Raw genomic sequence first — 14,316 nt, forward strand, 5'->3', positions numbered from 1 at the left:
TCCTCTTCCATGAACAGAGAGCGGAAAGTTCTCCCCCCTTTAGTCTTTACTGAGTCGAGAAGGGTATCTTCGTCAGTACTCAAAAACCACCTTACATGGGCTTTTTCGAGCTCCAAATATCCAGCAGCCCTATCATGGGAATGGATGTGGGCCTGACTAGTTTTGACCGAGCCAAGACCCAAGCTAACATATCGTAAATGCACACCAATTTGTTGCAGTGCCCCCAGATTTGCTTACGTCCCCTTTCTAGGAGGTATAGTACCGATGGCCTCTAGAAGTATATAAGCCAAATCTATAGCATAGATTTTATCCATAGGGCCGTTTTGAATCCGTTCTTTGAAAGCAACTATAGACGGATTCAGTCTAAGTTGCGAAATATTAAACACCTTTTTTCGTACTGCTTTTCCACCTCAGCGAGGGCCTCGATGTTCCAAGTATTCAATACCAAAGGCTTTTCACAGATTACATCGGCCCCGACTCTCAGTCCAAATCGGATATGGGAATCATGAAGGTAATTAGGTAAACAAATGCTCACATATTCTATCCCGTTTTCCGTTCCCTTCAACTTCTCAACAGGCAGGTCAAATCGCTCAAATTCAGTGAAAAAATCTGCCTCTGGAAAATGACTGTCCATTACTCCGCCACTTTCAAATTTGTCATACGAAGCTAAAAGTGCATTTCCGGCATCCTTTATTGCCTTCATGTGTCTGGGAGGGATATATCCCGCCGCGTCTATTGGTGCAAAATTCTTCATTCTTTATTTTCTTGAAATTCAATTATAAAGGTCTCCTTCCCAAAATTCCTTTCACTAGTGAATCATTCTATTCCCTATCGTATTTTTGAAACAGTTCCAGATTTAACTTGATATTTTCCCCCTGACTCGGCAGTTTGCTATCCTATCTTGATCAAATACCAGTTTATGTCCATACTCGCTGATCCATCCCTGACGGGAGGGGTTCCCTACCACCGACCCATATGGCGAGATAGTTTTAGTAACAACTGTACCCACTCCTACAAACGCGAACTCTCGTATGTCATGTAAGCAGACTATCGTGGCTACAGGGCTCCTATCGAAGCTCAGTGGCCAACATGGGTTTTGGCGTATTGTCTTCTACGATTAATGGCACTTCTCGGATTGGTCACATGGCTGAACACCATCGATGGGCCCAAGAATACATCGTCATTGCAAGTTACTCCAGTGTAGACAGACACGTTGTGTTGGATTTCGTACGAAGATCTATCATTTGTATTGTTGCCATCTTTTAATCTACTTGACATTTGCTGCTAGTACTTTGTAGAGGTTTACCAAAAAACCTACAAAAAACCCCAAGAAAATGGAGAAAATCAGAATCAGTGGCTTATTGGGTTTTGATGCTCCCAAAGGAACAGAGGATTTCTCCAAAACTGTGAAAATAGGCGTTTCCTTTTTCAACTGAATTGCAGCTTGTTCAGATTCCTGTTTCAGAGAGTTGTAGATATTATAGGCGATGTTAAACTCAAATTCCAGCTGCTCTTCTCTAGTCAACACTTTTCTGGAAACTACCCCTTGGTTAGAATCCCTAAAAGATGCCAGTCTCATTTGTGCGTCATTAAATTTCTCTTCGCTTTCTTTTACCCGTTCCTCGATAAACTCAATATTCCTCCTCTGTTTCCCCACCTTGTATTCAGTGACATAGGCGATTAGACGCTCTAAGACTTTGGAATTTACTTCTGCTGCAATGAGAGGTTCCGGCATAGACACATTTAATCTGATCATCTTTTCTTTTTGCTCAATGAGGATTCTCTTTTTGAGCTCTCCCGCGGCAAAAATCTCCTTCGAAGAAAGATTAAGGTAGTCCATGTCCCCTCCTTGCGAGGCGGGTAGATCGGCAGGAATCGGACCTGGTGATGAAAACCAGCCAACGATCATACTAGGAATTCCGAGGATAAAATCTAAAGTCTTTTTGAGGATGTTGGAGGGTTTTTCTTTAAAGTAGTATTCTTCTAGAGATTGTTTAGCACCTCCTTTTGACTCAAAAACGAACTCTTCTTTCGCTATTGCCAAAAGAAAATCCCTACTCTGAATTACATCTGGAAAAATGTCTGAAGTCAGGGACATCTGCCCCCCTTGTAACTGAGACATATTAATGCCTGCCAGACCAGCCAATGCTCCCAATTGGCCCATCGACGAAGTCGCAGAGCCATCAGATTCCAATAATATGTAAGAAGATGCTTGGTATTCCTTGGGAGTCGTAAAGGCTACCAGAATCCCTAAAAAAAATCCGATCAACACCATTCTGATTAGTACCTTTTTATTTTCAAAGGTAGCCCGGATCAAACCTACGTAGTCCAAGCTGGACTGTTCGTTTGGGGTATTTCCGTTAGTTCTATGCATGTCGTTGATTAGAGATTTGTTGAAATGCTCATATGCCGATTCTTGTTCTTCCGAATAGAAATAGTTGGACATACGAGATGAAAGCCGATAATTCTGCCTTACTTGGCCCCAATCCCATAGTGAGCGAAGCCGAGGCCTTCCAGATACTTCCTGTCATAGATATTTCGACCATCAAAGACGACTTTGTTTTTCAACAGCTTGCTGACCACATCCCAGCTAGGGATTCGGAACTCGGACCATTCGGTCACGAGTAGCAGTGCATCAGCATCTACCAACGCGTCGTATGCATCCTTACAATAAGTCACCTTGTCAAAGATGTAGTGCGCCCTTGCCTCTTCCATCGATACAGGATCGTAGGCTTTCACATTGGCGCCGGCCGCTCGTAGTTCGTCGATGATGACTGAAGCAGGAGCTTCCCGCATGTCGTCTGTGTTGGGCTTGAAGCTCAAGCCCCACATCGCAAAGGTCATTCCGCTGAGATCTTCACCGAAGTGGGCTTTCACCTTGTTGGCCAGCACATGTTTCTGATCGTCATTTACGTCCTCAACCGACTGAAGCACTCTCAGATCATAGCCATATTGCTTAGCTGTTTTGATGATGGCTTTCACGTCTTTCGGAAAGCACGAACCACCATATCCCACGCCGGGGTAGATAAACTTATTACCGATTCTTGGGTCGGAGCCGATTCCTTTCCTCACCATATTGGCATCAGCGCCTACAAGTTCGCATAGGTTAGCGATGTCGTTCATGAACGAGATCTTGGTAGCCAACATGGCATTAGCTGCATATTTTGTCATCTCCGCAGAAGGAATATCCATGTAGATGATTCGCTCTCCGCTGAGCTGGAAAGGTTTATACAAGCGTTGCATGATCTTCTCGGCCCGCTCGTCGTCGACCCCGATGACGATCCTATCCGGTTTCAAAAAATCTTCGACGGCTGCGCCCTCTTTCAGGAACTCAGGGTTAGAAGCGACAGCGAAAGGCAATTCCGAACCTCTTTCTGTCAGGGCATTGTGAATCGCTGTTCTGACCTTTTCACCTGTAGTGACAGGTACGGTACTTTTGGTTGCTACGACGATATAGTCGGTCATCTTCCTCCCGATCTCATCTGCTACTGCCAATACATATTTGAGATCCGCAGAACCGTCCTCGCCGGGAGGTGTTCCCACTGCGATAAAAGCTACTTCTGCTCCCTGAATAGCCTCTCCCAGATCCGTGCTGAACTGTAACCTCCCACTTTTGAAATTTCGGGTAACGATCTCTTCAAGTCCAGGTTCATAGATTGGCATAATGCCATTCTTCAGGTTTTCGATCTTTCTCTGATCAATATCCACACAAGTCACTTCGATCCCTACATCTGCAAAACATGCCCCTGAAACCAGGCCGACGTAGCCGGTACCAACTACTGCTATTTTCATGAAATAATTACTTACGGATTGTTGTTAATGAATGTCTGCACTAAAATACCAAGCGTGGCCAGGCTGGTTGCAATGCCCACCCAGGCTGCTGCACCCAATTTTTGCCTCTCAGGCTTTTCGGGAACGACTATCTCCGCGCCCGGCTCCAGATGAGGGTAAAACTTCAACATAAGAAAGGAATGTGTCCTCCTTGCATCGCCGTTGGCATAGATGACATAGGCTTTACTTTTCCTTGCCTTCTCAGAGAACCCTCCGGCTTTGGAAATATAGCGTCGGAAACTCGCTCCTTCGACATATCTGGCGGTAGTCGGAAGCAGTACCTCGCCTACCATCCGTATCGTCTGGAGTTCTTTAGGAATTCTGAGAATATCCCCTTCCTGCAGGATCAGATCCTCACCTGTCCCGGGGTTTTGGAGAATCTCCGTCAAGTTAATTCCGATGACATCCTGTTGCTTAAAACGCACGTCATTAAACAGGGTATCCCTCGAAAGAGAGTCTGCAGTCTTCGTGCTGTCGCCCTGAAGAATCCGCTTTTGCTCTTCGATCAGCCTCTGTTCCTCAATCGCCGAAAGCTTTTCGTCGAGTCGTTCAAAGAGAATGAGTTCCGCCTGATTGATTTGATCTTTGTTTTCCGGATCCACTTTTTCGCGGATTTCCCGCATCAATTTTTCTTTACTTTGCTCCGGAGTCAGTTCTTTGTAGTAGATCGTTCTCCTTACCAGACTCGCGCCTTTAGGATAGGCAAACTGGTTTAGCCCGCCGGCACGCTTGACCAAATCCGAAATCCGCTCATCGGCAGAGGAGATGGCAAACGCGCCGGGGTAATTCACCTCACCCTGCACATTGACCAAGAGCTCCCGCTCAAACCCCGGACTTTTGCGGATAAATACATGATCAAAAGGCATCAAAGGTTGCTTAGATTCCTCCTCAGAAAGCTGGAGATTGGGGTCAATCGTGAGTGTAACCAACTCTGCAAATTTGCCAGAACTTGTGTCTTTCAGTCTTCTGGCAATCTCGATATAGGAATTGGAGGCAGATTCCAAAAGACCGCCCGACTGCAAAATCAAATCTCCCACAGTCATGGAAGTCGCGTAAGGGAAAGTGCCAGGTATACTCACTTCACCGGAGATCTTCACATAGTTTTCCTCCTGAATATCATACCGGCTGGGAATAAAAAGGAGGTCTTCATTTTTGAGAGCGACATCCGCCGCAGTTCCATCCAAAATTCCCTTAAGATCCAGCGTAGTAGCCGCCAAAGTCAAATCCGCGCCAGTCCGATAGAGTGTTGCCCGATTGACAAAGGCTTCGGGCTTCAGTCCCTGAGCTTTCTCAATTAAGCCTTTTACAGAAACGCCATTCTCAAGCGCATATTCTCCCGGTCGTAAGACAGCACCGGATATTTGTACGCGGTTTACAAACCGGTCCAAAGCCTCTCCGATAAGGATTTCATCGCCATCCTTTGGATTAAAGTTTTTGAAATCGGCCTGAGCGACATCCAAGACTTTTCGCTCGTTGTTTTCGATCCGTCTCACGGTCAGTCGGTCTTTGTAAGCTTCACTGGTAAACCCTCCCGTATAGATATAGAGGTCAGAAAGTGTCTCCTCTGGGAGCACTTCGAAATAACCTTCTCTTCTCACCGGCCCGATGATCTCAACCCGGGCTTGAACAGGCGGGACGATCACGACGTCATTGTCCCGCAGGGTTATATTAGCCTCAGACTGGCCTTTTGACAAAAACTTGTAGATATCCACCGTAGTCACCAAACGGCTGTCCCGGTACACTTGGATAGTTCTGAACGATCCATTCTCATTTGGCCCACCGGCAGCGAACAAGCCATTGAAGACGGAAGCAAACGATGGCAGGGTGTAGGTGCCCGGCTTGGCCAGCTCCCCAACCATGGAGACTTTGATCGATCGGATGTTCCCCAACCTGACCTGAAGGAACGTACTTGGGTTACTGCCTCCCAATCCCGAATAGATGCGCGACAATGCTGTTTTCAGCCTGGCCGTCGCTGCCTCGATGGAAGCTCCTCCCACCTGGATCGGCCCAATATTCGGGATCATGATACGCCCCTCCGAGGAGACAGTCGCATCAAATGACTCCTGAGATACACCGTAGACGTCTATCAACAACTGATCTCCACTCCCAATGATGTAGCCCTGAGGCGTCGGGAGATTTAGACTGGGCGTGAAATTGAGATTGCGGTTGTGAAAAAGTTTGTATCCAAAAATCTTCTTTTGGAACGGAGTGAGATCGTAGTATGGATCAGCTTTCCGGATCGAGTCAAACAAATAATCAGATTCAGTCTGCTCACTGATGTTAAAGCTATCATCCGAGCTGGTCTCAGAACTCAACCTGACATTTTTCTTTAACTCCATGATCCTTGTCCTCAGCTTGTTCGCCTCTATAGGCGAGAGGCCCTGCTCTCTGGCCATTGCTTCCATCTGAGTTGACGTAAGTCCGCTGGACTCGGCTCGCTTGATTAGCTGCTCGATCTGGGCATCTGAGAGATTGTCCACTTTCAAATTTCTGAGGTCATTGAGATTTTGGCCCCAAACCGATCCGACAAAAAGTAAAAAAACAAAGGAAAGCGCTACCGCTTTGGATACAAAATGAGTATAGAATTGCTTCACTTCTTTTTTGGAATGTTACTGTTCCGCATTATTTATCTGTTAAAGTTGCATCGTTTTACCGAAAATACCTTCATCTGATACAGCTTCGCCCTTTCAGTCACAATACTTGTGCCTAGCATGCCAATACCGTCGGGGGCGAAAAAATCAAATGCCGGCTTGCCGGTCAAAAAGCATCAGGCCGCCGGAAGAAAATCGTCCGGAAGCCAGCGTGAAGATTACCTTACGTTCGATCAATTGCTCCAGTCGCTGGGTCAAATGCTCAAAATAATCCTCGTTCAGACTATCTCCAGTCACCAGTACGTCAATTGTACCCGTATCGCTACCACGCGCAATGTCTCCGGTGAGCACAACCTGTTCCACTTCTCCCATTCTTTCCAGAATCTGTTCCAACAGCATATCAAGCCCGAGATATTTTCGGATGATGTCCCGGATATTAGTATAAAATGGATGGATGGTATTTGCCTGATACTCAATCTTATTTTTATCAGAATGCTTAATCAATATTCCAGCGTGAGTTAGATTGTTTAGTTCTTTACGAATCGCATTGGTAGACTCACCAAATTCCTCGGCAAGTCCCCTTAGATGACTGTGATTCTGGGAATTGACAAAAAACTTTATCAAAAGCCGCAGCCGGGTCTTCGAGGTGATTAACGATTCAAGCATAAAAAATCTTGCAAATAATGAGTAACAAAGGTACTCATTCAAACTAACTGAAAAAATAAAAATGAGTTTTTGACAAAAAAAGAGCGAGGCTAAAGAGCCTCAATTACTTATCCCTGATAGACATCTTCGGGATTTTTCAAGAGCATATTGCGAAACGAAACTCCAGTCCAGCCGCTAAATGCTCCGAGCAAAAAACCTACGACTCCGGTGATTGCTATCAAGGTCACTCCAGAGCCTAAGCCCATTAGCTCCCCCATCCTGTCGGGAAGAGAACTCCCGGTAGTGATCCCCAGATAGATACACAGACCCAGCCAAGTAAGACCCATCCCGAGCCCCCCACCCAGAAATCCACCGAAGCCATTGGGGTAGATCAACGCTGCCAGGAAAGCAATTCCAATCATTACCATCCAAAAAGGTGCGACGGGATTGAGAAAAACCACCAAAATGGCGGTAAGAATAGTCAGAAATATAAATCTCATGGCTCAGGTTATTTCAATGTAGTTTTAAAAAGGACATTCTCCGCGTTCTGCTGAGCTCTCAGATCAAAATCCAAATACTCTCCCGCAGCCCAGATGGGGACAAAATTTTCATAAAATCTACTTCCGGGATTGCCGGATTGCCCACCCGGATAGACTCCAAAGGCCTTGATTTCCGAACCCAACTCCACGATCATTCTCCAGCTCGCTCCATGTCTGCTACCGGTCGCGTTCAATATGCCCGATCCGCCACCCGTATAGACATTGGTTGCGGAGAAAGACTTAAAATTTGGCACCAAATGCTGAATGGTGGTCTTTTTAAAATTTGCCCAGGCATAATCCCCCTCTTCTGCTTCCCATTCGGCCATCTTCACCAGCAGGGAATCAAACCCTGCCCGCACGTGACATTCGGCGGTTTCGACACCCTCGAAAGAAGCCACGTCAAAGATAGAATCGCTCGGTGCCGTGGCCATCAATTCAATTGTCCGGTAGCTGGATGGACGTAAAATGGGCGCTTTGCTGTCCAGAAGCTCTCTCCACACGCTCTCCATTGTTTCCGCCGACCAGATCGAATAGAGGGTCTGTCCTTTTTGGTTGGGGTCAGCAAAAAAATCCCACGACTTAAGCTCCTGCAGATATCTTTCCGCTTCCGGTGAATCTGACTTATAGGTACCGAGCAAGGTGGTCAACACGGGAAGCGCCTCCGATGCCTGCAGATTGTAGTCATCAAACTGGAGGGCCATCATGTCCTCTACCGTGATTTGCTCCATTTCCCGAAGCTTTCTGTTCAGGCGACGATTTCGATACTGTTCAAAGCTATTGTCAAACACATAGTATGGATAGGAAGCATCGGTAGGATATTGGTTTGCCGAGGAGACGAACCCACGCTCAGGATTCAGCGTGCTTGCATTCTGGCTATTGGGAATGTATCCCTGCCATTCCAGCCGGGGATCCGCCCCGTCCATCAGAAATTTCCCCTGACCGGGCCATTTCAGCGGGAATTTCCCCTGAACCCTCATCGCAATATCCCCGGACGCTGAGGCGAACACAAAGTTTTGGGCGGGTGCGGCATAGTGATCAAGGGCGGCGTTGTAGTCGTTGTGATTTCTGGCCTTGTTCATCAGCAAAAAGGTTTTTTGCTCATTAGCACCTTCGTGCACAGTCCACTTTAAAGCAAAATTTAGATCTTGGCGCTCGCTCTTGAACGTCCGATCATACACGACCGGCCCATAGTGCGTATAAACCACCGTATCCATAAACGGATCTTGGCCCTTTACCTTGATCTCCTCGATGCGAAAATTGGCTTGCCGCCACTCTGCACCGTACTTGTACGATTTACGGCTGTCATCCTGGAAAGTAATCTTGTACCAATCTCGGGTATCTCTCGTCGCGTTGGTCACACCCCAGGCTATATCATCGTTAAATCCGGAGATCACGCCCAAAGCGCCGGGGAGGGTGGCTCCCTTCACGGTAAGATCGGGTGTACTCAGCTGCATCGCGTACCAAAGGGAAGGCAGATTTAGGCTCAAATGAGGATCATTTGCCAAGATCGGATTTCCGTTTTTTGTCTTTTTCCCGGCCACGGCCCAGTTGTTGGAGCCGGTACCTTCCTCCGGCTGAGGCAATGGCTCAGCGATGATCAGGTCATCGGGATAAGAAATACTGTCAGGTTTAGCGACGGGGATTGCGGTGAAATCCCAAATTCGCTCAGCCTCTATAATCGGGTCATTTTCAGTGGGAAAATCCGGGTACAACTTGTCCAATTTGGCCTGACCCAAGATCTTCCGGAGGTTGGTAAACTCAAGATCCCTATCTCCTACCAGCATGTCCGACATGTACTTCAGAAGCAATACCGACTTGAAGGCAGACCACGGCTCCGGTCGATAATTCAGTATCTTGTACTCGACTGGCAATTGGGCTTCCTCCAACTGTGAAATGTACTGGTTGACTCCATCCGCGTAGGCCTCGATCAGGGCAAGTGTCTCTGGATCATTCTCCTGCAAATATTTCATACCCAGCTCCGCGCCATAGGCCAAACCTTTTCTTCTGGTCATGCGATCCAGTTCGATCGCTATGGGCCCAACAATCTCTGAGATCCGTCCGGCAGCAGCCATCGTCTGGAATTCCATCTGCCAAAGTCGATGCTGCGCGGTCACGTAGCCCTGAGCGCGATAGAGGTCTGCTTCATTTTGCGCAAAAATGTGGGGAATCAGATTTTGGTCATAAACCACTTCGACCGGTGCACTCAGATTTTCAAGATCAATCTCTTCAATAGCAAGCTGATCTTCACTGATCGAATTTTGCCAAAACCCGTGATTAGGATCTAAAAGTGGAGCAATCGGAGGGATCTCCCCAAGCGGGATCGACACTGCCACAGCCAGCGCGGCTGTGATCGCCAACACGAAAAAGAAGGAAAAGTACTTCATTGAAGATCGTTATTTGGGAGCGAACGTCTATATTTTTTGAAATTCCAAACGAGGTAGAGAATGCAGGCCTGGGGATAAAAAAATCCCCGGACCTAGGACCAGGGATCTGTTGATTTTTGGATTATTGGATGGAAACGGGCAGCTTCAATTTGTCCCAGCGGACCACCAAGCCCGGAGATTCGACTTTGATGCTCAGTCTCTCGGCAGAGCTCTCTTCCCAGACGGGCGTGGCTTCAACTCTCAATACGTCCTTTTTCTCGTCATATTGGAAATGCCCGTGTTCGAGATTCCAATCCGAGTTGAAGATCACCGTCCAGGATCCGGTTTCTTTGGGGATGGTGAAAAAAGAATACTTTCCGGCAGCCAAGTTTTTGCCTTCGACCAAAATATCCTGGGGAATCTCGATGTAGGTTGCCTCATTTGCCCCTGTTCTCCACACCACATTGTAGGGAACCAGATCACCCCACAGCACCCGGCCTTTCACGGCTGGAGATCCATAGTGGACTTTGATCGTCTTTCCGGCAATCTGTCCTTCTTCAACGATCAAAGGACTCGGTCTTTGTTCACTTTCAGTCGCTTCCGCGGCAGCAGAGTCTCCTGCAGTCGCTTCTGAGGCGGATTCTTTTGCTTTGGGCTCGCAAGCTAGAAACGATGCGCAGACCAAGGCCACCGACCAAATAGTAGACAGTTTTTTCATATGAGTATAATTTGATTTTTAAAGGCCATACGGAATCTCGCATATTACGATCATCCCAGTGTGGGACGGTTTTGTCATGCTCGATTCCATGTGAGTTAGAGGATTAGTTTGATGGGGTAATTACGTAAAATTAATCTAAATCGCCTGATTCCAAAGAGCAGCGTGAAATTTGGTTGACACATTCCATACCCTTTCCCGTACACATACTCCGCGCGGACGCTTCACCCTTTTTTCTCAAAAGGAATAGATTAATGAAAAATTTGATACAAAAAATAGCACTTTTGAATTCGGGTTATTTCCTATTGCTCTCAACCCAACCTAAATGAAACTGATCACCGGACTGGTATTTTTGGTATCGCTGATACTTTATTCAAGCGTCTTCATTTCTCCGGAAGTCTTTCGCTTTGTAGGACTGCTGCCCTTTTTTGTTCCCATCATCCTTATCGCCAATGCACTTCTTTTTGCCATCTTGGCCTTGGCCTGGCGGAGACTTGCTTTCGTCCCCCTCGTCGCGCTGGCAATTGGCTATAAATTTATCCTGATCACATTCCAGATTCATCCCCGAAACGAAGAAGCTGAAGGCCTGAAGGTATTGACGTATAACACCCACAGCTTTTTCTATCGAAAAGAAAAGTCAGACGAGCTGGATCCCAACGTATTCACCTGGCTGGCCGAGCATCCGGCTGATGTCAAAGTCTTTCAGGAATTCTACCAAGATTACACGTCTGGCACCCGCAATGCGATCAAACTGCTTAGCAAGGATGGGGAATATGAATACGTCTTTCATGCAGTGGATGGCAACCCGGAGAGAAGATCCCAAGGAATGGCTATTTTTTCCAGATATCCCATTGTCAACGATGGAGTAATCTTCGAAAACAACGCGACCAACGGTGCCATCTTCGCAGACATTCAAGTCGGAAGCGACACGCTGCGAATCTATAACACCCATTTGGAGTCTATGGCGATTCAAACCGGGTCACTCAACGACTATGATCAGGCCAAGCAGGTCTACAGGCAGACGTTGGGCAAGCTGCATAGGGGAAGTCTCGTGCGTGCGCAGCAGCTGTCGATCCTCTACGAGCACCTCAGCAACAGTCCGCATCCCGTGATCCTGATGGGCGATATGAATGAAGTTCCCTATTCTTATGTGTACTTTAAGCTCAGTGAAAAGCTGGACAATGCCTTCGAGAAAGCCGGTAGAGGCTTTGAATTCACCTACAACAAGGTCCTTTTCTTCTTGAGAATTGACCACATCTTTGCCGATCCTTCGCTCACTCCCGTGCATTTCAACACCCATCGGGAAGTCGACTATTCGGATCACTACCCAGTCACGGCCACCTTTACCTGGCAGGGGATGGATGATTGATCTTTGACAATTCTCTCCATAAGGCACCCACCAAAACCCAGATTTGTTTACAAGTTTTGACTCAAAAGCTTAACTTGCCGACCAAGAATCCCCCTAATCCCATGCAGCAGTATCACGACTTGATGAGAAGAATTCTCAGCGAAGGAGCAACCAAAACCGACCGCACCGGAACCGGAACCCTCAGCGTGTTTGGACACCAAATGCGGTTCAATCTGGCAGATGGATTCCCGGTAGTCACGACCAAGAAACTGCACCTCCGCTCCATCATCGTCGAGCTGTTGTGGTTTCTCAGAGGAGAAAGCAATATTGCCTGGCTGAAAGAGAACGGCGTATCCATCTGGGACGAGTGGGCGGATGAAAACGGCGACCTTGGCCCAGTCTACGGGTATCAATGGAGACACTGGCCTGACGGAAAAGGCGGCGAAATCGATCAGATCAAAGCTCTAATTCATCAGATCAAAACGAAGCCGGATAGCCGTCGTCACATCGTCAGCGCTTGGAATGTGGCCGATGTCGACGACATGGCTTTGCCTCCCTGTCACACGATCTTTCAGTTCTATGTAGCTGATGGCAAGCTTTCCTGCCAACTCTATCAGCGAAGCGCCGATGTCTTTCTGGGAGTGCCGTTCAATATTGCTTCCTATGCGCTCTTTACTATGATGGTCGCGCAGGTCTGCGGGCTGGAGCCGGGGGACTTTGTGCATACGTTCGGAGATGCTCACCTGTACTCCAACCATCTCGAACAAGCCGAATTACAACTGAGCAGAGAACTTCGGCCGCTGCCGACGATGAAGATTAATCCCGAAGTGAAAGACATCTTCGGGTTCAAGTACGAAGACTTCGAACTGGTGGGCTACGATCCCCATCCTCACATCAAGGCTGCGGTGGCGGTGTGAGACCGAAATATGAGATCTGAAAAATAGCCCTGAATTCTGCAGAATTCAGGGCTATTTTGTTATTACTCGATACCAGCTAGGCATCTTTCAAGAGCCTTCTGGTCATTCCAAAAAAAGGACTGAGAATGTCCAAAAACATCAAACAGAACGGAATATTGTCTATCAGTGATGAAATAGCCATTATCCTCTGTTCCAACGCTATTAATCTTATGCTTTACCAACAGGTCATTTTCAATTTCCTTAAAAAAATCACCGTGGTCATAGATTCTCGAGAAAACAGCAAACACTGTCTCATTTTCACTGAACGCGTATTGGCTCACAGGAGATTTATCTTGCTTGGTGACAAATCTTGCTATCGAATAAGTGCTATCTCCGACTTGAAATTTTGCAGTAAAAGATGGAGACAGTCCATCCAGGCATTTGATTTTTTCATCCCAACACTTGCTGAAATCCATCGACAATTCCGTTGCAGGGGGAATCTGAGGAAGCTTCAATTTCAAATCTCTTAGGTTAGCCAAGGGGTCGGAAGAGGGCGTTCTCCCTCGGTAATAGGTTTTGATTTCCAAGCCGTTCAGACTTACTTGACTGACTCTGTACCCGGTAAAAAAACTACGTAATTTGTTGATCATTGTATGCTTTTTGGCTTTTTTGGCGCCTTTAGACTCTCTTCAAAACGAACCTGATTTTCGATTCAGTATTAAAATCACCGAAAATTAACCTGCCGTCTACCCGATACTGAGCAGATTACAGCAGGGTGGAATCCGGCGCAGATTTCCCCGTGTCTATATCAAGACACAAAAAACTGGGGTCACCATCGCCATGGATGCGATGCCCGTACTTACTTCTAAAGACAGGCAAACGGATTTAGCTGTAAGCGATACGAGGCTAAGCCTGTCCGTTAAACCTCTATCCTCTGCATCGATTTGACCCCACCCGCTTCAAGGGATAAGCATCTCATTTACAAATATTAGCCGCTTTAAAAAATCTTTCGACCGAGCTCGCATTTACGGAACACTCAAGAATTCAATAAAAAGGTCAAAACATCTCATTTATGCTATTTCCCGGTAAGCGACCGAAGTCTGAACTTGATTTTCAGACGTATATGCAAAAATGCATTTCGCCGCGTTCTTTTAGTGAGTCTCGGGTGAAATGCAGATTCGGTCCTACTATAGCAAAATTCCCTATTGAACTATTCAAAGAAAAACTAACAAAAACGGACGTCAATACAATCTACTTTACACTTAGTTAATCCTTTAGGCAGCCTGATTCCTTTTCTATATTTTTGAAAATCCGGTGGAAATAGCAGCGAAAATTGCGTTCATCTTCCACCTGAAATCCTAAACACCCAATTGACCGTCAACCCAAAC

At 46.8% G+C, this 14,316-nt stretch carries 12 protein-coding genes; 2 read left to right on the forward strand and 10 right to left on the reverse strand.

Annotated elements, in window-relative coordinates:
- Nucleotides 1-358: 358 nt before the first annotated feature.
- The 9 genes from G459_RS30440 to G459_RS0118515 all read right to left on the reverse strand — a co-directional run bounded on the left by G459_RS30440 (nt 359) and on the right by G459_RS0118515 (nt 10,687).
- Nucleotides 359-754 (reverse strand): Gfo/Idh/MocA family oxidoreductase, encoded by a 396-nt coding sequence (locus tag G459_RS30440; protein ID WP_245588200.1) that lies wholly within the window; start codon nt 752-754, stop codon nt 359-361.
- A 323-nt stretch (nt 755-1,077) separates the two neighbouring features.
- Complete coding sequence (locus tag G459_RS30610) at nt 1,078-1,278, reverse strand: LbetaH domain-containing protein (RefSeq protein ID WP_157373377.1); 201 nt, start codon at nt 1,276-1,278, stop codon at nt 1,078-1,080.
- On the reverse strand, nt 1,268-2,446 hold the full coding sequence (locus G459_RS0118485; protein WP_026968973.1) for a Wzz/FepE/Etk N-terminal domain-containing protein: 1,179 nt from the start codon (nt 2,444-2,446) through the stop codon (nt 1,268-1,270). Before G459_RS0118485 ends, G459_RS30610 begins: the two co-directional genes overlap by 11 nt.
- A gap of 26 nt (nt 2,447-2,472) precedes the next feature.
- Nucleotides 2,473-3,792, reverse strand: a complete 1,320-nt coding sequence (locus G459_RS0118490; RefSeq protein ID WP_026968974.1) for a UDP-glucose dehydrogenase family protein — start codon at nt 3,790-3,792, stop codon at nt 2,473-2,475.
- 11 nt (nt 3,793-3,803) lie between these two features.
- Complete coding sequence (locus tag G459_RS0118495; protein ID WP_026968975.1) at nt 3,804-6,425, reverse strand: SLBB domain-containing protein; 2,622 nt, start codon at nt 6,423-6,425, stop codon at nt 3,804-3,806.
- Between the two features lie 144 nt (nt 6,426-6,569).
- Nucleotides 6,570-7,088, reverse strand: coding sequence for a DeoR family transcriptional regulator (locus G459_RS0118500; RefSeq protein ID WP_026968976.1), 519 nt, complete (start codon nt 7,086-7,088; stop codon nt 6,570-6,572).
- 107 nt (nt 7,089-7,195) lie between these two features.
- Nucleotides 7,196-7,567 (reverse strand): hypothetical protein, encoded by a 372-nt coding sequence (locus G459_RS0118505; protein WP_026968977.1) that lies wholly within the window; start codon nt 7,565-7,567, stop codon nt 7,196-7,198.
- 8 nt (nt 7,568-7,575) lie between these two features.
- A complete protein-coding gene (locus G459_RS0118510) occupies nt 7,576-9,990 on the reverse strand; it encodes a penicillin acylase family protein (protein ID WP_026968978.1) in 2,415 nt (804 codons plus the stop codon).
- 121 nt (nt 9,991-10,111) lie between these two features.
- Nucleotides 10,112-10,687, reverse strand: coding sequence for a DUF2911 domain-containing protein (locus G459_RS0118515; protein WP_026968979.1), 576 nt, complete (start codon nt 10,685-10,687; stop codon nt 10,112-10,114).
- Between the two features lie 322 nt (nt 10,688-11,009).
- On the opposite strand from G459_RS0118515, the gene G459_RS0118520 reads away from it, so the two are divergent.
- On the forward strand, nt 11,010-12,053 hold the full coding sequence (locus G459_RS0118520) for an endonuclease/exonuclease/phosphatase family protein (RefSeq protein WP_026968980.1): 1,044 nt from the start codon (nt 11,010-11,012) through the stop codon (nt 12,051-12,053).
- 101 nt (nt 12,054-12,154) lie between these two features.
- On the forward strand, nt 12,155-12,949 hold the full coding sequence (locus tag G459_RS0118525) for a thymidylate synthase (protein ID WP_026968981.1): 795 nt from the start codon (nt 12,155-12,157) through the stop codon (nt 12,947-12,949).
- 62 nt (nt 12,950-13,011) lie between these two features.
- On the opposite strand, the gene G459_RS0118530 is transcribed toward G459_RS0118525, so the two are convergent.
- On the reverse strand, nt 13,012-13,578 hold the full coding sequence (locus tag G459_RS0118530; protein ID WP_157373378.1) for a hypothetical protein: 567 nt from the start codon (nt 13,576-13,578) through the stop codon (nt 13,012-13,014).
- Between the last annotated feature and the right edge of the window lie 738 nt (nt 13,579-14,316).

Origin of the sequence: Algoriphagus terrigena DSM 22685, from assembly GCF_000429445.1 — a bacterium.
Classification (GTDB): Bacteria; Bacteroidota; Bacteroidia; order Cytophagales; family Cyclobacteriaceae; genus Algoriphagus; species Algoriphagus terrigena.

What these genes read in the sequence shown, in the direction of transcription:
- G459_RS30440 (WP_245588200.1), bottom strand. Translation starts at nt 754, where the DNA reads ATGAAGAATTTTGCACCAATAGACGCGGCGGGATATATCCCTCCCAGA.
- G459_RS30610 (WP_157373377.1), bottom strand. Translation starts at nt 1,278, where the DNA reads ATGTCAAGTAGATTAAAAGATGGCAACAATACAAATGATAGATCTTCG.
- G459_RS0118485 (WP_026968973.1), bottom strand. Translation starts at nt 2,446, where the DNA reads ATGTCCAACTATTTCTATTCGGAAGAACAAGAATCGGCATATGAGCAT.
- G459_RS0118490 (WP_026968974.1), bottom strand. Translation starts at nt 3,792, where the DNA reads ATGAAAATAGCAGTAGTTGGTACCGGCTACGTCGGCCTGGTTTCAGGG.
- G459_RS0118500 (WP_026968976.1), bottom strand. Translation starts at nt 7,088, where the DNA reads ATGCTTGAATCGTTAATCACCTCGAAGACCCGGCTGCGGCTTTTGATA.
- G459_RS0118505 (WP_026968977.1), bottom strand. Translation starts at nt 7,567, where the DNA reads ATGAGATTTATATTTCTGACTATTCTTACCGCCATTTTGGTGGTTTTT.
- G459_RS0118510 (WP_026968978.1), bottom strand. Translation starts at nt 9,990, where the DNA reads ATGAAGTACTTTTCCTTCTTTTTCGTGTTGGCGATCACAGCCGCGCTG.
- G459_RS0118515 (WP_026968979.1), bottom strand. Translation starts at nt 10,687, where the DNA reads ATGAAAAAACTGTCTACTATTTGGTCGGTGGCCTTGGTCTGCGCATCG.
- G459_RS0118520 (WP_026968980.1), top strand. Translation starts at nt 11,010, where the DNA reads ATGAAACTGATCACCGGACTGGTATTTTTGGTATCGCTGATACTTTAT.
- G459_RS0118525 (WP_026968981.1), top strand. Translation starts at nt 12,155, where the DNA reads ATGCAGCAGTATCACGACTTGATGAGAAGAATTCTCAGCGAAGGAGCA.
- G459_RS0118530 (WP_157373378.1), bottom strand. Translation starts at nt 13,578, where the DNA reads ATGATCAACAAATTACGTAGTTTTTTTACCGGGTACAGAGTCAGTCAA.